This window comes from Staphylococcus piscifermentans (genome assembly GCF_900186985.1).
Taxonomy (GTDB): Bacteria; Bacillota; Bacilli; order Staphylococcales; family Staphylococcaceae; genus Staphylococcus; species Staphylococcus piscifermentans.
The window spans coordinates 1,916,283-1,936,350 of the sequence record NZ_LT906447.1 but is presented as its reverse complement, the minus strand read 5'-3'; the positions used below and the strand labels follow the sequence as shown (position 1 = coordinate 1,936,350).

Sequence of the window (20,068 nt, the reverse complement as noted above, 5' to 3'; positions counted from 1 at the left end):
CCATTTAAAAAAGGGGGTGGCAGGATATGCTGAGAGCATATAAAACCGAAATCAATCCTTCTTTTGAACAACGTCAGACCATCAACCAAACCATCGGTACATGTCGTTGGGTATACAACAAATTTATCGAGACTAACCAAAATTTCCATAAAACCGGACAATCATATATGAACGGTTTTGCTTTCAGCAAATGAATGAACAATGTATATCTTCTCAATAACCCTAATAAACATTGGATTAAACAAAGTGCCAGCAAAGCTGTCAAACAATCCATTATGAATGCACATCGTGCTTATCAGACATTTTTCAAAAATAAGCAAGGTTGTCCGAAGTTTAAGAAGAAATCCGGTATTGGAAGCTATTATTTGATTGGTACAATCCATATACAACGACATCGCATCCAATTGCCGAAGTTGGGATGGATTAAATTAAAAGAAAGAGGTTACATTCCAACAAATAATATAAAGTCGGCAACAGTCATCAGAGAATTCGATCGTTACTATGTATCTGTACTGATTAATTGTGAATGTCCCCTCCTCTCTAAACCGGAACAGACAGAGGGAATCGGTATTGATTTAGGATTGAAAGAGGCTGTGTTCACACACTCCGGTGTAAAAATCAGAAGCTTCAAAACGAATCAAACCATTATCAAACTTGATAAATCTTTGAAACGACAGCAGCGAAAATTATCCAGAAAGAAAAAAGGTTCTCATAATTGGTATAAACAGTTGTTGAAAGTACAAAGATTATATAAACGTATCAAAAATATTAAAAAAGATATTAAACGCAAAGGCATACTCTCTATTCTCCGCACCAATCCGCAATTTATTACCGTTGAAAATTTAAACATCAAAGGCATGATGAGAAATAAAAGATTGGCCAACAGTTTTCAACAAATCGGACTCGGTTACATGGTTGAATGGTTGAAAATTAAATGTCGAGATTATGGTATTGAATTACGCCAAGTCGATAGATTTTATCCATCCAGTCAAATATGTTCTGATTGCGGTCACATACAACCTATGCCTTTGAATCAAAGAACGTATCATTGTAATCATTGCGGAATGATTAAAGATAGAGATATCAATGCCAGTATTAATTTGAAACAAGCAACAGATTACACCGTGATAGTGTAATAAAATAAAGAAAGGAAAACTGCTAAAAGGTTATCACACAATTTAAATGTATAGATAAAGTTTCAAACTACGGTGGGCTACATCGGAAGTAACGCTCTGGGAGAGGTTCATAGACCTGATTTCAATCGAAATCAACCTCATTGAAAAGAGAAATCCTCTAATAACATTTGAATATGTTTTTAGTAGCAGGCTAATCAAAGTATGAAATTTAATAAGACGCTCGGTTTAGTGGTTGCATCTTCACTCGTATTAGGTGCTTGTTCAACAGATACGCACGAGATTAAAGAATACAACAAGACGCTTAAAGAAGCCGTCAACAAAGAAAATGCAGCAGTTAAAGTCGGAGAAAAACTAAATAAACTTACTAATGAGAAAAATGATTTAGCTAAGAAGATTAACGGGAAAGATACGAATAAAGTCGTCGATACTTCTAAGAAAATCATCGATAATGTCGATCAACGCAAGAAAGAATTCAAGAAAGAAGAAAACGCTTTCGACGCATCTGAAAAGAAATTTGATGAAGCGAAAAAACGTACTAGCAAAATTCGTAATGATAAACGTAAAAGTAGCATAGAAAAAACGAATAAAGCAATGGAAAAAAATTATAAAGCGCATGATGATTATGCCAAAGCTTATACAAATAGTTTGGATAAAGAAAAAGATTTATTCCAATATATTGTGAGCACCAATGGTAAAGCGGAACAGTCTAAAATCGATGAGAAAACGAAAGCTATTGATGATTCTTATAAAGATGTGAATAAGAAAATCAAAGACTACAGTAAGACGCGAAATGAACGTGGCAAACAAATGGAAGCGGCTGAACAAATCAAATAAACAACACTAGTACAGTTTCATATTTCTCACTAGTACAGCCCTCTAAACTGTACTTTACATCAGTGATACAGAACTTTTTAATATTATTTAACAGTGTAGAGAATATATGTTATAATACTTATTGGATGAAATGAATTTTAATTATACGGGAAAGGTATGGTGAATTGAATGGCTCCGAAGTTACAAGCCCAATTCGACGCTGGAAAAGTATTGAAAGATACTGAAGCACAATTTAAGATGGTTCAAGTATTGGACCAAGACGGGAACGTAGTTAACGAAGACTTATTACCAGACTTATCTGATGAACAATTAGTTGAATTAATGGAAAGAATGGTTTGGACTCGTGTGTTAGACCAACGTTCTGTTTCATTAAACAGACAAGGACGCTTAGGTTTCTATGCACCTACAGCTGGTCAAGAAGCTTCACAACTCGCTTCTCAATATGCTCTTGAAAAAGGGGACTGGATTCTTCCAGGTTACCGTGATGTACCTCAATTGATTTGGCACGGTTTACCATTAACAGAAGCATTCTTATTCTCTAGAGGACATTTCAAAGGTAATCAAATGCCTGAAGGTGTAAACGCATTCAGTCCTCAAATTATTATCGGTGCACAGTACGTACAAACTGCTGGTGTAGCACTTGGTATTAAAAAACGCGGTAAAAAAGCAGTAGCAATTACTTATACTGGTGATGGTGGGTCATCACAAGGTGATTTCTACGAAGGTATCAACTTCGCTTCTGCATATAAAGTACCTGCAATCTTTGTAATTCAAAATAACAACTATGCGATCTCAACACCAAGAAGCAAACAAACTGCTGCGCAAACATTAGCTCAAAAAGCAATTGCAGTAGGTATTCCTGGCATCCAAGTTGATGGTATGGATCCATTAGCAGTTTATCAAGCAACTAAAGAAGCACGTGATCGTGCAGTAAATGGCGAAGGACCAACTTTAATCGAAACAATGACTTATCGTTATGGTCCGCATACAATGGCTGGTGACGATCCAACTCGTTACAGAACTTCTGATGAAGATTCAGAATGGGAGAAAAAAGACCCATTAGTACGTTTCAGAAAATTCTTAGAAGGCAAAGGTTTATGGTCTGAAGAGAAAGAAACTGCAGTTATGGATCAAGCTAAAGATGACATTAAGAAAGCAATCAAAGAAGCTGACAAAGTTGAAAAACAAACAGTGACTGACTTAATGGATATCATGTATGAAGAAATGCCATCTAACTTGGCAGAACAATATGAAAATTACAAAGAGAAGGAGTCGAAGTAAACCATGGCACAAATGACAATGGTACAAGCAATTAACAACGCACTTAAAACTGAACTGCAAAATGATGAAAATGTGTTAGTTTTTGGTGAAGACGTTGGTGTTAACGGTGGCGTATTCCGTGTAACGGAAGGTTTACAAAAAGAATTCGGTGAAGATCGTGTATTCGATACTCCATTAGCTGAATCAGGAATCGGCGGTTTAGCATTAGGTTTATCTGCTGAAGGTTTCCGTCCAGTAATGGAAATCCAATTCTTAGGTTTCGTATTTGAAGTATTCGACTCTGTAGCTGGACAAATTGCACGTACACGTTTCCGTTCAGGCGACACTAAATCAGCACCTGTAACAATCCGTACACCATTCGGCGGTGGTGTGCATACTCCAGAGCTTCACGCTGATAACTTAGAAGGTATTTTAGCTCAATCTCCAGGATTGACTGTAGTTATCCCTTCTAACCCATACGATGCAAAAGGTTTATTAATCTCTGCAATTAAAAGCAACGACCCAGTTGTATATTTAGAGCATATGAAATTATATCGTTCATTCCGTGAAGAAGTTCCGGAAGAAGAATATGAAATTGAACTTGGAAAAGCTAAAGTGAAAAAAGAAGGTACAGACCTTACTGTTATCGCTTATGGCGCAATGGTTCAAGAATCATTAAAAGCAGCTGAAGAACTTGAAAAAGACGGTGTTTCTGTAGAAGTGATCGACTTGCGTACAGTTCAACCGGTTGATTATGAAACATTAGTGGCTTCTGTTGAAAAAACAGGTCGAGCTGTAGTAGTACAAGAAGCACAACGCCAAGCAGGTGTCGGTGCTCAAGTTGCAGCTGAATTAGCTGAACGTACTATTCTTTCATTAGAAGCTCCGATTGCACGTGTTGCAGCAGCTGATACTGTTTATCCATTTACAGAAGCTGAAAACGTTTGGTTACCAAACAAAAACGATATCATCGAACAAGCTAACGCAACTTTAAACTTCTAATTGTGTTCAATTAGAAAATGAATCGGCATATTAACAATAGCTTTCGGGTAGATGACAACTAAGAACAGCTATCTGAAGGTTTGACAAAACATTTCTGTCCTTGCAGCTATTAAGTAGTGCAAGGGCAAATGGTTTGTCCGAGAAGTAAAATGATAAATTGAAGATAGATTTCGTTGAAACGGAATCAAGTTTTATGTCAGAATATAAACTAGAACAATATATTGATTTGATTTCAGTATGACTGTCGGCTCAAGGGTTATAGCTTGAATAAATGACACTTTGTTTCAAATTTTGTTCTTTGTACTAGTTTATAAGACTTAAATTGACTTTTAGGAGGACAAGAACGTGGCATTTGAATTTAAATTACCCGATATTGGTGAAGGTATCCACGAAGGTGAAATTGTAAAGTGGTTTGTTAAAGCTGGAGACGAAATTGAAGAAGATGATATCTTAGCTGAGGTTCAAAATGATAAATCAGTTGTAGAAATTCCTTCTCCGGTTTCAGGTACTATTGAAGAAGTAGTAGTTGACGAAGGTACAGTAGCAGTTGTGGGTGATACAATTGTTAAAATTGATGCACCAGATGCTGAAGAAATGTCATTCAAAGGCGGACACAGCCATGACGACAGCAAAGATGAAGCATCAGAACAACAAGAAACTAAACAACAAGCAGCAACAGTTTCAGAAGAAGGAACTGAAACAGCTTCTGGCGATGCACCGCAAACACCAGCACAAGATGAAGAAATTGACGAAAACCGCGTTGTGAAAGCAATGCCTTCTGTTCGTAAATTTGCACGTGATAACGACGTTAATATCAAAGCTGTTAAAGGCACTGGTAAAAACGGACGTATTACAAAAGCAGACGTAGAAGCATACTTAAGCGGAGATACTAGCTCAAGCGTTGATGAAAGCGCTACATCAAGCGAAGCTGCATCAGCAGATACTTCATCAGCACAATCAGCACCTGTATCAGCTGAAGGCGAATTCCCAGAAACACGCGAAAAAATCCCTGCAATGCGTAAAGCAATTGCAAAAGCTATGGTAAACTCTAAACATACTGCGCCTCATGTAACATTAATGGACGAAGTAGAAGTACAAGCTTTATGGGATCACCGTAAAAAATTCAAAGAAATTGCTGCGGAACAAGGTACTAAATTAACATTCTTACCTTATGTTGTGAAAGCTTTAGTTTCAGCGCTTAAAAAATACCCAGCATTAAACTCTGAATTTGACGAAGAAAACGGTGAAGTAGTAAACAAACATTACTGGAATATCGGTATTGCTGCTGATACAGAACGTGGTCTATTAGTACCAGTCGTTAAACACGCTGATCGCAAATCAATGTTCGAAATTTCAGATGAAATCAATGAACTTGCTGTTAAAGCACGTGATGGTAAATTGACTTCAGACGAAATGAAAGGTGCTTCATGCACAATCAGTAACATCGGTTCTGCAGGCGGTCAATGGTTCACTCCTGTAATTAACTACCCAGAAGTAGCTATTTTAGGAATCGGCCGTATTGCTCAAAAACCTATTGTTAAGGATGGGGAAATTGTAGCAGCACCTGTATTAGCATTATCATTAAGCTTTGACCATAGACAAATTGATGGCGCTACTGGTCAAAACGCAATGAATCACATCAAACGTTTATTAAATAATCCAGAATTATTATTAATGGAGGGGTAAAACATGGTAGTTGGTGATTTTCCAATTGAAACAGATACTATTGTAATCGGAGCAGGTCCAGGGGGTTATGTTGCAGCAATTCGCGCAGCACAATTAGGACAAAAAGTTACCATCGTTGAGAAAGGCGAATTAGGCGGTGTATGTCTTAACGTAGGATGTATCCCATCTAAAGCATTATTGCACGTTTCACACGTATTCCAAGAAGCACAACATTCAGATAACTTAGGTATTATCGCTAAAGATGTTGAGCTTAAATTCGACAAAGTACAAGACTTCAAAAAATCTGTTGTTAACAAATTAACAGGCGGCGTTGAAGGATTATTAAAAGGAAACAAAGTTGAAATTGTTAAAGGTGAAGCTTACTTCCACGACAGCAACAGCTTACGCGTTATGGATGAAAAAAGTGCACAAACTTACAACTTCAAAAATGCAATCATTGCTACAGGTTCTAGACCAATTGAAATTCCTAATTTCAAATTTGGCGAACGTGTTATCGACTCAACAGGTGCTTTAAACTTACAAGAAGCTCCTAAAAAATTAGTCGTAGTAGGCGGCGGTTACATTGGTTCTGAATTGGGCACAGCATTTGCGAACTTCGGTACAGAAGTTACAATTTTAGAAGGTGCTAAAGATATCTTAGGCGGCTTCGAAAAACAAATGACTCAACCAGTTAAGAAAAAAATGAAAGAAAAAGGTATTGAAATTGTTACTGAAGCAATGGCTAAATCTGCTGAAGAAACTGCAGATGGCGTTAAAGTAACTTACGAAGCTAAAGGCGAAGAAAAATCAATCGAAGCTGATTATGTATTAGTTACTGTTGGACGCCGTCCGAATACTGATGAAATGGGTCTTGAAGAAGTCGGCATCAAATTTGCAGACCGCGGATTATTAGAAGTTGACGATCAAAGCCGTACATCAGTTAAAAATATCTTTGCAATCGGTGACATCGTTCCTGGTTTACCACTTGCACATAAAGCAAGCTATGAAGGTAAAGTTGCTGCTGAAGCTATCTCAGGTGAAAAATCTGCAGTAGACTATATCGGTATGCCAGCTGTATGTTTCACTGAACCAGAATTAGCAACAGTAGGTTATAATGAAGCACAAGCTAAAGAAGAAGGCTTGGATTATAAAGCTTCTAAATTCCCTTACGCTGCTAACGGCCGTGCTTTATCATTAGATGATACTACTGGATTTGTTAAATTGTTAACACTTAAAGAAGATGGTACTTTAATCGGTGCACAAGTTGTAGGTACTGGTGCGTCTGATCTTATCTCTGAATTAGGTTTAGCAATCGAATCTGGTATGAATGCTGAAGATATCGCATTAACAGTACATGCTCACCCAACTTTAGGTGAAATGAGCATGGAAGCTGCTGAAAAAGCAATCGGATTACCAATCCACACTATGTAATAATACCCAACATTAGATTAAGCATATATTTAGAAACCGTCGAGCCATGGCTCGGCGGTTTTTCCGCCTTTCGAATAGTAAATCACGTGGTATAATACTATGGAAATCGACATAATAGAAGGAGGACTATAGAATGGAATACCAATACCCGATAGATGTTGATTGGTCCCAAGATGAAATGCTTGCAGTTATCAATTTCTTTAATAAAGTTGAAGATTACTACGAAAGAAAAGTAGAAGGTTCTGCTCTTAAAAACGCTTATAGCGATTTTAAAAAAGTAGTACCAGGTAAAGCAGACGAAAAAAATATCTTTGCTGAATTTGAAAAAAGCAGCGGTTATAACAGCTATAAAGTAGTGAAATTAGTGAAAGATAATCCTAATGAAAAATATTTCAGTGCAAATGCAGAATAATAGTCGCCAATAATCTTAAAAAGCCTTTTATAACAGCCATGAGCTAGGACAATAATTTGTTCTAGCTCTGGCTTTTTTTCTCCAAAAAATAAGATGAAAAGGTTACCAAACACCTATTTACAAAATAATATTCGGCAAAGTATAATAGTATAGATAAACAAAAAGTTTGGTAATACTAAACAAATCGAATCATACAGACTTAAAAATTTAAGTTGAAATAGAAAGATATAGGTGAACAGTTTGAATATTGGTCAGAAACTGCGTAACTTACGTAAAATAAAAAATTTAACACAAGAAGAATTGGCGGAACGCACCGATTTATCGAAAGGTTATATTTCCCAAATTGAAAGCGGACAATCCTCTCCCAGTATGGAAACCTTTTTACATTTATTAGAAGTGCTCGGCACCTCTCCAGAAGTATTTTTCAAAGAGAAGCCCAAAGAAAAAATATTATATCCAAAAGCAGAACAAGCAATTTACGACGAGTACGATGAAGGTTACATATTAAATTGGCCGATTAATCGCTCTAACGAATTTGAGATGGAACCGTTGATTATTACACTGCGCCCACATACCAACTACAAAACCTTCAAACCATCAGAGTCAGACACCTTCATTTACTGTCTTGAAGGTGTATTGACCTTGAATTTAGGCGAGGAAGTTTATACAGCAAGAGAAGGGGATGCACTATATTTCAAAGCAGAAAGCAATCACCAACTCTCGAATACTACACAAAGATACGCAAAGGCAATGATTGTTGCGACTGCGTCATATTTATAGGAGGAAAAGACAAAGATGACACCTTTACTATCACTGAAAACAGTCAGCAAACAATTTGACGGCCAACAAGTATTAAATAATATCGATTTAGATTTCGAGCCCGGCCATTTTTATACACTGTTAGGCCCGTCCGGCTGCGGGAAAACAACCATCCTGAAATTAATCGCAGGCTTCGAACAAGCTGACGCAGGATCCATTATTTACCAAGGGAAGACAATCAATAATATTCCCGCCAACAAACGTACCGTGAATACCGTCTTCCAAGATTATGCCCTCTTTCCGCACCTGAACGTCTATGATAATGTTGCTTTTGGTTTGAAACTGAAGAAAAAGAAAGATTCAGAGATTCAAGAAAAGGTGAGAGAAGCTCTGAAACTCGTTAAGTTAGAAGGCTATGAGCATCGCAGCATTGAAGAAATGAGCGGCGGTCAGAAACAAAGAGTCGCCATTGCACGTGCCATTGTCAATGAGCCGGAAATCTTATTATTAGATGAATCCTTGTCAGCGTTAGACTTAAAATTGCGTACGGAAATGCAATATGAATTACGTGCTTTGCAATCACGTTTAGGCATTACTTTTATATTTGTCACTCATGACCAAGAAGAAGCTTTAGCTTTAAGTGATTATATTGTGGTATTGAAAGATGGGAAGATTCAACAATTCGGAACGCCTTTAGATATCTATGATGAACCTGTAAACCGGTTTGTCGCCGACTTTATTGGCGAATCTAATATTATTGAAGGAACTATGGTCGAAGATTACTTAGTGAATATTTATGATAAAGACATAGCATGTGTAGATATGGGTATCCCTTCAGGTCAAAAAATCGAAGTAGTGATACGGCCAGAAGATATTACGATTACACCGCCGAGTGAAGGATTATTCCAAGCTAAGGTAGATGCATTGCTTTTCAGAGGTGTGCATTATGAAATCAACTGTATGGACCAAGAAGGATATGAATGGATGATTCAAACGACTAAGAAAGCTGAGGTAGGCAGTACTGTAGGTTTATATTTTGAACCGGAAGCGATTCATATCATGGTGCCAGGAGAAACTGAAGAAGAATTTGACAAACGTATCGAAAGTTATGAGGAAGTCGAGAATGAGTAAATTAAATAAGTGGTTGTTTATACCTTATATTCTTTGGATGATCGGATTTATTATTATACCTGTGATTTTACTCATTTATTTTTCTTTCATAGATATTCATGGACATTTCAGTTTTACGAATTATGAACAAATCTTTTCGTTCCGTTATTTTAAGATGATGGCTTACTCGATTTTGTATGCGGCGATTATTACTTTGGTCACTTTAGTTATCAGTTATCCTGCAGCCTACTTCATTAGTTATTCCATTCATCAAAATTTATGGATTCTTATTTTGATTATCCCGACATGGATTAATTTACTCCTCAAGACGTATGCATTTATCGGGATTTTCAGTCATGATGGAATTATCAATCAAATTCTAGGTTGGTTGCATCTTCCGAAAGCAGATTTGCTGTTTACAGCACCCGCTTTTATTATTGTAGCCAGTTATATTTATATTCCTTTCATGATACTGCCGATTTTCAATAGCATGAAAACAATTCCAAAGAATTTATTACAAGCTTCTAGTGATTTAGGAGCAGGCAAATGGACGACTTTCAGAAAAATTATTTTGCCGTTGACGAAAGAGGGCGTCTTATCTGGGATACAAGTGACGTTTATTCCAGCTTTATCGCTCTTTATGATTACACGTTTAATTGCCGGCAATAAAGTGATGAACATCGGTACTTCAATCGAAGAACAATTTTTAGTTATTCAAAACTATGGAATGGGGTCGACCATCGCTATTGCGTTGATTGTCTTTATGGCTTTGGTGTTAATCATTACCAAGTCAGGCAATGAAGGAGGCAGACGCTCATGAAATGGTATGGTAAATTATATCTTGGTGCATTAATTATCGGATTATATATCCCAATTATTTTTCTGATGGTCTATTCATTTAATTCAGCAGGCAATATGATACATTTTGAACATTTTACCTTAGAACATTATCAGACGCTTTTCCAAGATGACCGTTTAATGTCGATCCTCTTTAATACGATTGCTGTAGCTTTACTTGCAGCGGCTGTATCGACAGTAGTAGGCACGTTTGGTGCGATTGCTTTATATCATTTGCGACAAAAGAAATTGCGCTTAACATTTTTAACATTAAATAATGTATTGCTCGTTTCTTCAGATGTGGTTATTGGTGCTTCATTTTTGATTATGTTTACAGCAATCGGCCATTTTACAGGTTTAGGACTAGGATTTTGGACAGTGCTCACTTCTCATATTGCGTTTTGCATTCCAATTGTGGTTATTCTTATCTTGCCGCAACTCTATGATATGAATCAGCATATGTTTGATGCAGCGCGAGATTTAGGTGCAAGTGAATGGCAGATACTGAATCGTGTGATGCTGCCTAATTTGATGCCGGCCGTCCTTGCAGGATTTTTCATGGCGCTGACTTATTCATTAGATGATTTTACAGTGAGTTTCTTTGTGACAGGCAATGGATTCAGCGTATTGTCAGTAGAAGTCTATGCTATGGCGCGTAAAGGTATCAGTATGGAAATCAATGCGATTTCGACATTAATTTTTGCAGTCATCGTTATCGGAATTGCAGGTTATTACCTAATTCAGCATACTACTAAAAAAAGACAATCTGTGAAACGAGGCTTGATGCGATGAAAAAAATGGTTCAGTTGATTATCGGCGCATTAGTACTCGGACTTTTATTTTTAGGTTTAAGCAAATGGTATAGTGCTGAGGATAATCAGAAGACTGGTAAGAAGATATATGTTTATAACTGGGGAGAATATATCGACCCTGATTTGATTAAGAAATTTGAAAAAGAAACCGGAATCAAAGTCGTATATGAAACCTTTGATTCCAATGAAGCGATGGAAGCTAAAATTCGTAACGGCGGCACACATTATGATGTGGCGTTTCCAAGCGAGTATACGGTTCAGAAGATGAAAAAGGATCACTTATTATTACCTTTAAATCATCGTAAGTTGCCGAATATGAAAAATTTGGATAGTGATTATATGAATATGTCATATGATCCGCACAATCGCTATTCTATTCCTTACTTTTTCGGAACGGTAGGGATTATTTATAATAAAGCAGCTTATCCGAAAGAAGATTTTACAAGTTGGCAGAGTTTATATAATCCTAAGTTTAAAAATGATATTATATTAGTGGACGGTGCTCGAGAAATTATGGGCATGAGCTTAAATAAATTAGGTTATAGTTTGAACGATGCGAATCCGAAACATTTGCAGCAAGCTGAGAATGATCTGAGTCATCTGGCACCTCAAGTTAAAGGGGTAGTAGGCGATGAAGTCACTATGATGTTAGAACAGCATGAAGCAAATATCGCAGTCGTTTGGAGCGGTGCTGCTGCACCTATCGTTCAAGAACATCCTGAGTTTAATTACGTCGTGCCTAAGGAAGGCTCGAATTTATGGTTTGATAATATGGTAATTCCTAAAACCGCTCAAAATAAAGAAGGTGCCTACCAATTTATTAATTTCTTGTTAGATGCCAAAAATAGTAAACAAAATACAGAATGGGTCGGATATGCAACACCGAATAAAGCAGCTGCACAAATGTTGCCGGCTGAAATTCGCAACGACCATCGATTTTATCCGACGAAAGATACTCAAAATAGGCTTGAAGTATATAAAGATTTGGGTAAAGATATTCTAAGTGATTATAACGAACATTTTTTGAATTTTAAAATGACGTTACAATAAAAATAGATAAGTAAAATGTAATAGGGAGTGTTAGTGATGTCTGGAGAACCACAATACACACAAATTAAACGGCCAGTGAGCAGAGTGGCAGAAAAAGTACTGGGGTGGCTGAACTGGATTGGTTTGCTGCTGCTTACGGTAGCCACAATGTTTATTGCGCTGGTGTCATTCAGCAATGATACCTCCATCCAAAAGTTAGAACAAACATTGACCAATAATGAATTTGCGCAACAAGTATTGACGAATAACGGGTTGAATACCACTCAATTTGTCATTTGGCTGCAAAATGGAATATGGGCAGTGATAGTGTATTTAATTGTTTGTTTATTAATTTCATTCTTAGCACTTATTTCGATGAATATTCGAGTGCTGTCTGGTATTCTGTTTTTAATTGCATCAATTATTACTTTACCGCTTGTGTTATTGCTTGCGACTGTCATTATACCTATTCTTTTCTTTATCGTAGCAATTATGATGTTTGCCCGTAAAGATCGTGTTGAATCAGTGCCTTATTATCCAGGCAGCTATGGTCCTTATGACCGTGATTACGATTATGGACGAGATGATTATTACAATCGTCCTGAATACGATAGAGGCAGAGGACGTTACGAAGATGATTATGAAGATGAGAGCAATCGTCGTCCCCGTCATGAACCTGCATATGAAAAACGTGATAGAGAACTTGCAGAAGAAGAGGATGATACTCGCGTATACCGTCCTGAAAAAGAACGAGGTGCTGAAGCGGATGGTCGCTATCAAGATGAACAGAATCCGCAAGCTGATTATGAAGAAGAACCACAGTTCTTATCACGACAAGCTAAATATAAACAAAAATCTGCAGACGAAGTAAAAGAAGAACAAGAGATGGACGCTTATGAACGTGAACAAGCACGCATTGATGAAATAGAAGGCAACAACGAATCTGAGGAAGAAATACAAAATCGTGTCAATGAACCACGTAAAGGTGAAACACCTGAAGAGAAAGCAGCACGTAAGCGTGAAAAGAAAGAACGTAAAAAACGTGCGAAAGAACTCCGTAAGCAACGTCCGAGTGCAGTGAACCAACGTCGTATGAATTTTGAAGAGCGTCGTTCCTTCAGTCAGCAAAAATCTGAACATCCTGAGCCGGAAAAGCCAGAGGATAAAACAACAGATAATACTGAAACACCAACAGATGACGCAAAAGAAGATAAATAAATAAGTAACGGTTAGGTCTATATTAATATGTAGATTTAACCGTTATTTTTTATTTTCGACAAAGTAATGAATTCAAATGTAATTTATATAATAATTAGTTGTAATATGAAACTATGCATGCATAAACCTTATTTGACAGGGTATTAACGATTATAAGACCAGTTCAAATGGCCTTAAAATAACGGCTGAGGTTAGCGAACAACAAATAAAAATGCAACCTCGATCTTGCCTAATCAGGAGGGTAAATCCATGAATAGAAAATTAGAGAGAGTGATAGGTTGGATTGGTGTAGGCTTAACCCTACTATATACCTTATTGTTTCTCATAGGTTTAGCCATGGGGAAAGGCGCAATATCTAAATTATTATTAAAACAAGGCGATTCAAGTATGTCTGCCTCATACTTGCAACACTCAATGATTTTTGAAGCGGTATCATTAATTGTAGTTGCCATCATCGCAGCAATAGGTATTGTTTTAAGTAAGAAAAACCGTATTTTAGGCGGTGTTTTACTCGTTATTGCTGCAGTAATCGGCGTATTCTTATCTAACTTCATCGCTTCAATCTTATTCTTCATTGCAGGCATTATGTTATTTGTAAGAAGAAGTCAGAAGAAGCATAGAGAAAATCAAGAATACGATAGAAAACACGGTTACTTTGATGCTACAACAAGCAAAGATGACGATTTAGATGAATTGCATAAAAAAGGTAAAGTAGATCCAAACTTAGAAGACCCTGAACATTATTCAGAAGCAGAACATGCTGCACACAATCGTAAAGAAAGAGAAAGACGCGAAAGTGGTGTTTTAGGCGGCAAAAAACACGAACATGAAAATAACCAGCATCAAGAAAATAATCACAATCCTAAAGAAGAACGTATTTATACTGAGGAACGTGGTTATGATAAAAAAGGAAATGAATTTGTCGAAAAAGACGAAGAAACTTTCTATGAAGACAACAAAGATGATATCAGCAACAATGACTTAACAAGTCAACGTCGCCGAAATAATGACGAACGACCAAGCCGTCACGATTTAGATGATAAGAAATAAAAGAGCAACATAAAAGCCTCGCTCCGGTAAGGATGCGAGGCCTTTATGTTGTGTTTAAAGCTCTTGGAAAGTTTGAATAATTAAATGGATGTTCAAAATACTGAGCACACCAATTAAAATCCAAGAAACAATATTAATCCATAATTTGTTTTTAAAACGACCCATTAAATCTGAGTTGTTAGTAGCAAGTTGTAAAGGAATCAATGAGAACGGCAAGGCAATACTTAAAAATACTTGTGAGAAGACCAGCAATTGTTCCATCATCGCTTCGTTACCGTTAAAGATAATGAGGCAGACGATGACAGGAATGATAGCAATCCCACGTGTGATTAAACGATTCAACCAATTCGGTATTTTTAAATTGATAAAGCCTTCCATCACGATTTGTCCAGCTAAGGTACCCGTAATCGTTGAGTTTTGACCTGATGCTAGTAGTGCTACAGCAAATAAGGTGCTCATCAAACCGCCTAGAGAAGCGCCTAATAACGGTTGTGTCTTCAAGGCGTGGTATAAGTCATAGAATCCGCCAAGACTTTCTGAATTGCCGCCATAGAATAAAGCGGCTCCTAATATCAGCAATAAACAGTTAATAATGAATGCAATACTCAATTGAATGTTAGAGTCAATTGTTGCAAATTTAATAGCTTGTGCTTTAGAATCTTCATCTTTACGGTCATAAGTACGTGATTGCACGATAGAAGAGTGCAAGTATAAGTTATGCGGCATAATTGTCGCGCCTACGATACCTAAAGCAATATATAGCGCACCGTGTTCCGTAATAATCTTGCTGCTAGGGATAAAGCCGTTTAAGATACGTGTTACATCCGGAGAAGCAATATAGACTTCAAAGATAAAGATAGCTAAGACTGTAAATATTAATGTTCCAACAATCGCTTCAATCTTTCTAAAACCGAATTTCATAATGAACAATAAGATAAATACATCTAACACGGTTATGATAGCCCCGACGATTAAAGGAATTCCGAATAATAGGTCAAGTGCAATCGCGCTCCCGATTACTTCGGCAACATCGGTTGCGATAATTGCGAGTTCAGCTATAATCCAGAATATATAGCCTAAAGGTTTGTTCAAGTAATGTTTCGTAACTTGTGCTAAATCATAGCCTGATGCGATTCCTAATCTGACAGTCATACTTTGTAAGAGCATGGCAGACAAACTGGAGACAAGGATAATAAACAGCAGAATATATCCGTATTTCGCACCGCCTTGCATAGATGTAATCCAGTTACCTGGATCCATATAGCCAACAGCGACCAGTAATCCAGGTCCTAAGAAAGACAAGAATTTCTGTTTGATACTGCTGCTGGAGTTAAAACTGACAGAATTATTGACTTCATTTAAACTGTCAGTGTCATATTTGACCTGCTTTTTACTCAAGAAGGTCACCTCCGCTTCTAATACTTCTAATATTGTTCAATAATAAAGTAAAAATAAAGTTAGGTCAACCTAAAAATTTAATGTGAACGCTTTTTTAGCGTAGAACGACACAAATTTTTTATAGAAAAAACACCTCATCTGTTAAAACAGAAAAGGCGTGGAAATAATCCTGAGTGTAGTTATAAGTTTTAGAGTATGCTATTATGAGTAAAACTTAAGTAATTGCTCAAAAGTATCTTCTAAATAACTTTTAAAGGCTTTATCAGTTTTAAGTTCTGGTGCTTTAGGGGATAATGTACGTGCAATGAAAAATTCGCCTTTTTTCAATTGATGAGCGCGATGTAATGCTTCATGCAACTCATCAGTAGTAAGGTCTTTAATCAATGGTTTTTCCATTTTTACGTGGTCCGTACAAATCCGGTAATCCTCCGGCAAGTTTTCAATCTCATCAAAGTGCTTGTCAAAGACTTCAATGTAGTGATTTTTATTTTTAGCTTCATGCATGACACCGAACATGACAAAGACTTGATCTTCGTAGAGACCGATTTGGAAGTGAGGCAGCATTTTATAACCGCGTTTATTAGTTGAAAAGGCCACCCAGGTATCTTTAGGCGGATTAACTGTACGGCGAGCATGTTTTGCAATATGTGCATAGAACTCATCAGGCGTGTGGGTATTCAAGAAATCAGTGAAGTAATCACCAAGGGCTGCGAGTTTAGGTTGAATTTCTGATTCAATGGCAGCCATACGTCCTTCTAAACCTGGAACTTCAAAGACTTTAAAGTTTTGTTGAGTAAAAGTAAATTTAGACATCATTTGCCTCCTGTTTGTTGTATTGAAAATATTGTAGCATAATTTGGATAGACAAACAGAGCAGATGCAATTTCCTACAGTATAGAGAGCGTTATAATAACAATGAAGGGGTGTTCGACATGGCAGTATATGATTACGCAAAAGGGCTCGTGATTGAAGCGGGCAATAATATACGAAAAATGATGCAAGAAGAAATAGATATTGAAACAAAATCTAATCCGAATGATTTAGTAACCAATGTTGATAAAGCAACGGAGGATTTTATTTACAATAATATCATGGAGAATTATCCAGATGCGCAGGTGATAGGGGAAGAAGGACATGGCAAGCCGATGTCTGAATTGAAACCTGAAGGAGTCGTATGGGTGATTGATCCGATTGATGGTACATTGAACTTTGTGCATCAGCAAGAAAATTTTGCCATTTCCATCGGTATTTATAACGACGGCAAACCTTATGCAGGATTTGTCTATGACGTGATGAACGACAAATTGTATCATGCTAAAGCCGGCGAGGGTGCATTTGTGAATGAACATCCGTTGAAACCGATTGCAGGCAGCGAATTGAAGAAAAGTTTAATTGGAATTAATCCAAACTGGTTAACAAAGCCGCAAATAGGTGTTATATTCAAAAAGGTAGTAGATGATGCGAGAAGCGCACGGGCTTACGGTTCAGCAGCTTTAGAAATCGTGAATGTCGCGCGAGGCAAACTCGCTGCATATATGACACCAAGATTACAGCCTTGGGATTTTGCAGGCGGTTTGATTATTTTAAATGAAGTAGGCGGCGTCGGTTCAGATTTATTAGGCAAACCCTTAGAACTGACACAACCTCATTCCGTTTTAGTAGGCAACCAAGCAGTGCATGAAGAGATTTTGAATAAGCATATGCTTTCTGAAAAAGAAACCTTAGAAGCACTGCACGCAAGATACAAACAATAAAAAGGTCGGGACCATGTATGCATAAGCAAATGAGCATTAAGCTGCTCATCTGCTGCATGGCATGAACCCAACCTTTTTCTTTTGACTGAAATTTATGAGTAATCTCCATTATGCAGGGTACTGCAATAAATGGATACCTTTGTTACAAATATGTCAATTCGCTTATAGCCAGCCATTTTCTCGGTATTTCTTTTTCGTAGCAAATCCTGCGCCGAAGATACCAACCATGATTACAAATGTAATAATCGCGAATGGTAAGCTCTTAGCTCCGATACTGAAACTGAACAGTAAAAGGAACAGAACTGCTAGAACTGTGTATACCCAAAAAATCGCATGTGATTTTTTTTTCTGCATTCAAACCCCACCTTATTATTCTTTGCTCAATAATATGATATAATAAAAAAGTTGCAAATTGAAGTGGGAATTTACTCAAGAAAGGAAATTTAGTATGACAAATTTAAGAAATGACGTTCGTAATATTGCTATTATCGCTCACGTTGACCATGGTAAAACAACTTTGGTAGATGAATTATTAAAACAATCTGGTATTTTCCGTGAGAATGAACACGTTGACGAACGTGCAATGGATTCAAATGATTTAGAAAGAGAACGTGGTATTACAATTTTAGCAAAAAATACTGCGGTTGATTATAAAGGCACTAGAATTAATATCTTAGATACACCAGGACACGCTGACTTCGGTGGCGAAGTTGAACGTATTATGAAAATGGTAGACGGTGTTGTATTAGTTGTTGATGCCTACGAAGGTACAATGCCTCAAACACGTTTCGTGTTGAAAAAAGCCTTAGAACAAAACTTAAAACCTGTTGTGGTTGTAAATAAAATCGATAAACCTTCAGCGCGTCCTGAAGCGGTTGTAGACGAAGTATTAGACTTATTTATCGAATTAGAAGCAAACGATGAACAATTAGAATTCCCAGTTGTTTATGCTTCAGCGGTAAACGGTACAGCAAGCTTGGACCCTGAAACTCAAGATGACAACATGCAATCATTATATGAAACAATTCTTGAAGAAATTCCAGCACCAAAAGACAATAGAGACGAACCATTACAATTCCAAGTTGCATTATTAGACTACAATGACTACTTAGGACGTATCGGTATCGGTCGTGTATTCAGAGGAACAATTAAAGTCGGCGACCAAGTATCATTATTGAAACTTGACGGCAGCGTTAAAAACTTCCGTGTCACTAAATTATTCGGTTTCTTCGGATTGAAACGTGAAGAAATTGAAGAAGCACACGCAGGCGACTTAATTGCAGTATCTGGTATGGAAGATATCAACGTTGGTGAAACGGTTACACCGCACGACCACCAAGAAGCATTACCAGTATTGCGTATTGATGAACCAACATTAGAAATGACTTTCCGTGTTAACAACTCACCATTCGCTGGTCGTGAAGGTCAATATGTCACTGCACGTCAAATTCAAGATCGTTTAGATCAACAACTTGAAACAGACGTATCATTGAAGGTAACACCTACAGATTCACCAGATGCTTGGACAGTAGCTGGCCGTGGTGAATTGCATTTATCTATCTTAATCGAGAACATGCGTCGTGAAGGATATGAATTGCAAGTTTCTAAACCTCAAGTTATCTTAAAAGAAATCGATGGTAAATTATGCGAACCGTTTGAACGCGTACAATGTGAAGTGCCACAAGAAAATGCTGGTGCAGTTATTGAATCATTAGGTCAACGTAAAGGTGAAATGTTAGACATGGTCACAACTGACAATGGCTTAACACGTTTAATCTTTATGGTACCAGCACGTGGTTTAATCGGTTACACAACTGAATTCATGTCTATGACAAGCGGTTATGGTATTATCAACCATACTTTCGAAGAATTCCGTCCACGTGTTAAAGGGCGTATCGGCGGCCGTCGTAACGGTGTGCTAGTATCAATGGACCAAGGTAAAGCAAGTGCTTATGCTATTATCGGTCTCGAAGATCGCGGTACAAACTTTATGGAACCTGGTACTGAAGTATACGAAGGTATGATTGTTGGGGAAAACAACCGTGATAACGACTTAACAGTTAATATCACTAAAACTAAAAACCAAACCAACGTGCGTTCAGCAACAAAAGACCAAACTGAAACAATGAAACGCCCACGTATTTTGACTTTAGAAGAAGCGTTAGAATTTATTGATGATGACGAATTATTAGAAGTAACACCTGAAAATATTCGTTTGAGAAAGAAAATCTTAAATAAAGCACAACGTGAAAAAGAAGCAAAACGTGTAAAACAAATGATGCAAGAAGACGAATAATAAAATAGATATTATTAGATAGCGATGCACGCCGGGAAGTTAGATTGAATACTAACTTCCCGGCG

20 protein-coding genes are annotated in these 20,068 nt (G+C 37.2%); 17 read left to right on the top strand and 3 right to left on the bottom strand.

Going from position 1 to position 20,068, the window contains the following annotated elements; all coding sequences use genetic code 11:
• Nucleotides 1-26: 26 nt before the first annotated feature.
• From CKV71_RS12690 to CKV71_RS08930, 15 genes are all read left to right on the top strand, one after another.
• Nucleotides 27-194, top strand: coding sequence for a helix-turn-helix domain-containing protein (locus CKV71_RS12690; protein WP_151194858.1), 168 nt, complete (start codon nt 27-29; stop codon nt 192-194).
• Nucleotides 195-1,136, top strand: a complete 942-nt coding sequence (locus tag CKV71_RS12685; RefSeq protein ID WP_218958481.1) for an RNA-guided endonuclease InsQ/TnpB family protein — start codon at nt 195-197, stop codon at nt 1,134-1,136. It begins immediately after the preceding gene.
• A gap of 201 nt (nt 1,137-1,337) precedes the next feature.
• A complete protein-coding gene (locus CKV71_RS08990) occupies nt 1,338-1,970 on the top strand; it encodes a YkyA family protein (RefSeq protein WP_095105988.1) in 633 nt (210 codons plus the stop codon).
• Between the two features lie 168 nt (nt 1,971-2,138).
• Nucleotides 2,139-3,251: a pyruvate dehydrogenase (acetyl-transferring) E1 component subunit alpha gene (pdhA, locus tag CKV71_RS08985; RefSeq protein ID WP_095105983.1), complete on the top strand. Its 1,113-nt coding sequence runs from the start codon at nt 2,139-2,141 to the stop codon at nt 3,249-3,251.
• Between the two features lie 3 nt (nt 3,252-3,254).
• On the top strand, nt 3,255-4,232 hold the full coding sequence (locus CKV71_RS08980) for an alpha-ketoacid dehydrogenase subunit beta (protein WP_095105978.1): 978 nt from the start codon (nt 3,255-3,257) through the stop codon (nt 4,230-4,232).
• Between the two features lie 345 nt (nt 4,233-4,577).
• Complete coding sequence (locus CKV71_RS08975) at nt 4,578-5,918, top strand: dihydrolipoamide acetyltransferase family protein (protein WP_095105977.1); 1,341 nt, start codon at nt 4,578-4,580, stop codon at nt 5,916-5,918.
• Between the two features lie 3 nt (nt 5,919-5,921).
• Nucleotides 5,922-7,328, top strand: a complete 1,407-nt coding sequence (lpdA, locus tag CKV71_RS08970) for a dihydrolipoyl dehydrogenase (RefSeq protein WP_095105976.1) — start codon at nt 5,922-5,924, stop codon at nt 7,326-7,328.
• Between the two features lie 133 nt (nt 7,329-7,461).
• The gene (locus CKV71_RS08965) at nt 7,462-7,740 is read left to right on the top strand and encodes a UPF0223 family protein (protein ID WP_095105974.1); all 279 of its coding nucleotides are present in this window, start codon (nt 7,462-7,464) and stop codon (nt 7,738-7,740) included.
• A gap of 240 nt (nt 7,741-7,980) precedes the next feature.
• The gene (locus CKV71_RS08960) at nt 7,981-8,520 is read left to right on the top strand and encodes a helix-turn-helix domain-containing protein (RefSeq protein WP_095105973.1); all 540 of its coding nucleotides are present in this window, start codon (nt 7,981-7,983) and stop codon (nt 8,518-8,520) included.
• A gap of 15 nt (nt 8,521-8,535) precedes the next feature.
• Nucleotides 8,536-9,630: an ABC transporter ATP-binding protein gene (locus tag CKV71_RS08955; protein WP_095105972.1), complete on the top strand. Its 1,095-nt coding sequence runs from the start codon at nt 8,536-8,538 to the stop codon at nt 9,628-9,630.
• Complete coding sequence (locus tag CKV71_RS08950; protein ID WP_095105971.1) at nt 9,623-10,429, top strand: ABC transporter permease; 807 nt, start codon at nt 9,623-9,625, stop codon at nt 10,427-10,429. Before CKV71_RS08955 ends, CKV71_RS08950 begins: the two co-directional genes overlap by 8 nt.
• A complete protein-coding gene (locus tag CKV71_RS08945; RefSeq protein ID WP_095105970.1) occupies nt 10,426-11,238 on the top strand; it encodes an ABC transporter permease in 813 nt (270 codons plus the stop codon). Before CKV71_RS08950 ends, CKV71_RS08945 begins: the two co-directional genes overlap by 4 nt.
• Nucleotides 11,235-12,308, top strand: a complete 1,074-nt coding sequence (locus CKV71_RS08940; protein ID WP_095105969.1) for an ABC transporter substrate-binding protein — start codon at nt 11,235-11,237, stop codon at nt 12,306-12,308. Before CKV71_RS08945 ends, CKV71_RS08940 begins: the two co-directional genes overlap by 4 nt.
• Before the next feature lie 36 nt (nt 12,309-12,344).
• Nucleotides 12,345-13,505 carry a lipoteichoic acid stability factor AuxB gene (gene auxB, locus CKV71_RS08935; RefSeq protein WP_095105966.1) on the top strand — a complete coding sequence of 387 codons (1,161 nt, stop codon included), beginning with the start codon at nt 12,345-12,347 and terminating at the stop codon, nt 13,503-13,505.
• 249 nt (nt 13,506-13,754) lie between these two features.
• Complete coding sequence (locus CKV71_RS08930; RefSeq protein WP_095105964.1) at nt 13,755-14,555, top strand: DUF4064 domain-containing protein; 801 nt, start codon at nt 13,755-13,757, stop codon at nt 14,553-14,555.
• A gap of 54 nt (nt 14,556-14,609) precedes the next feature.
• On the opposite strand, the gene CKV71_RS08925 is transcribed toward CKV71_RS08930, so the two are convergent.
• Both CKV71_RS08925 and CKV71_RS08920 read right to left on the bottom strand, forming a co-directional pair.
• On the bottom strand, nt 14,610-15,953 hold the full coding sequence (locus CKV71_RS08925) for an Nramp family divalent metal transporter (protein WP_095105961.1): 1,344 nt from the start codon (nt 15,951-15,953) through the stop codon (nt 14,610-14,612).
• A gap of 201 nt (nt 15,954-16,154) precedes the next feature.
• Nucleotides 16,155-16,766, bottom strand: coding sequence for a DUF1054 domain-containing protein (locus CKV71_RS08920; RefSeq protein ID WP_095105958.1), 612 nt, complete (start codon nt 16,764-16,766; stop codon nt 16,155-16,157).
• 119 nt (nt 16,767-16,885) lie between these two features.
• Between CKV71_RS08920 and CKV71_RS08915 the strand changes: the two genes are divergently transcribed.
• A complete protein-coding gene (locus tag CKV71_RS08915; RefSeq protein WP_095105956.1) occupies nt 16,886-17,707 on the top strand; it encodes an inositol monophosphatase family protein in 822 nt (273 codons plus the stop codon).
• 162 nt (nt 17,708-17,869) lie between these two features.
• Here the strand turns inward: CKV71_RS08915 and CKV71_RS08910 are convergent, their stop codons facing one another.
• On the bottom strand, nt 17,870-18,061 hold the full coding sequence (locus CKV71_RS08910; RefSeq protein WP_095105954.1) for a DUF5325 family protein: 192 nt from the start codon (nt 18,059-18,061) through the stop codon (nt 17,870-17,872).
• A 94-nt stretch (nt 18,062-18,155) separates the two neighbouring features.
• Between CKV71_RS08910 and typA the strand changes: the two genes are divergently transcribed.
• Nucleotides 18,156-20,003: a translational GTPase TypA gene (gene typA, locus CKV71_RS08905; RefSeq protein ID WP_095105952.1), complete on the top strand. Its 1,848-nt coding sequence runs from the start codon at nt 18,156-18,158 to the stop codon at nt 20,001-20,003.
• Nucleotides 20,004-20,068: the final 65 nt, after the last annotated feature.

Coding starts and splice junctions, on each gene's coding strand:
- CKV71_RS08950 (WP_095105971.1), top strand. CDS start 9,623: ATGAGTAAATTAAATAAGTGGTTGTTTATACCTTATATTCTTTGGATG.
- CKV71_RS08965 (WP_095105974.1), top strand. CDS start 7,462: ATGGAATACCAATACCCGATAGATGTTGATTGGTCCCAAGATGAAATG.
- pdhA (WP_095105983.1), top strand. CDS start 2,139: ATGGCTCCGAAGTTACAAGCCCAATTCGACGCTGGAAAAGTATTGAAA.
- CKV71_RS08940 (WP_095105969.1), top strand. CDS start 11,235: ATGAAAAAAATGGTTCAGTTGATTATCGGCGCATTAGTACTCGGACTT.
- CKV71_RS08945 (WP_095105970.1), top strand. CDS start 10,426: ATGAAATGGTATGGTAAATTATATCTTGGTGCATTAATTATCGGATTA.
- CKV71_RS12685 (WP_218958481.1), top strand. CDS start 195: ATGAACAATGTATATCTTCTCAATAACCCTAATAAACATTGGATTAAA.
- typA (WP_095105952.1), top strand. CDS start 18,156: ATGACAAATTTAAGAAATGACGTTCGTAATATTGCTATTATCGCTCAC.
- CKV71_RS08920 (WP_095105958.1), bottom strand. CDS start 16,766: ATGTCTAAATTTACTTTTACTCAACAAAACTTTAAAGTCTTTGAAGTT.
- CKV71_RS08930 (WP_095105964.1), top strand. CDS start 13,755: ATGAATAGAAAATTAGAGAGAGTGATAGGTTGGATTGGTGTAGGCTTA.
- CKV71_RS08910 (WP_095105954.1), bottom strand. CDS start 18,061: ATGCAGAAAAAAAAATCACATGCGATTTTTTGGGTATACACAGTTCTA.
- CKV71_RS12690 (WP_151194858.1), top strand. CDS start 27: ATGCTGAGAGCATATAAAACCGAAATCAATCCTTCTTTTGAACAACGT.
- CKV71_RS08955 (WP_095105972.1), top strand. CDS start 8,536: ATGACACCTTTACTATCACTGAAAACAGTCAGCAAACAATTTGACGGC.
- lpdA (WP_095105976.1), top strand. CDS start 5,922: ATGGTAGTTGGTGATTTTCCAATTGAAACAGATACTATTGTAATCGGA.
- CKV71_RS08990 (WP_095105988.1), top strand. CDS start 1,338: ATGAAATTTAATAAGACGCTCGGTTTAGTGGTTGCATCTTCACTCGTA.
- CKV71_RS08980 (WP_095105978.1), top strand. CDS start 3,255: ATGGCACAAATGACAATGGTACAAGCAATTAACAACGCACTTAAAACT.
- auxB (WP_095105966.1), top strand. CDS start 12,345: ATGTCTGGAGAACCACAATACACACAAATTAAACGGCCAGTGAGCAGA.
- CKV71_RS08915 (WP_095105956.1), top strand. CDS start 16,886: ATGGCAGTATATGATTACGCAAAAGGGCTCGTGATTGAAGCGGGCAAT.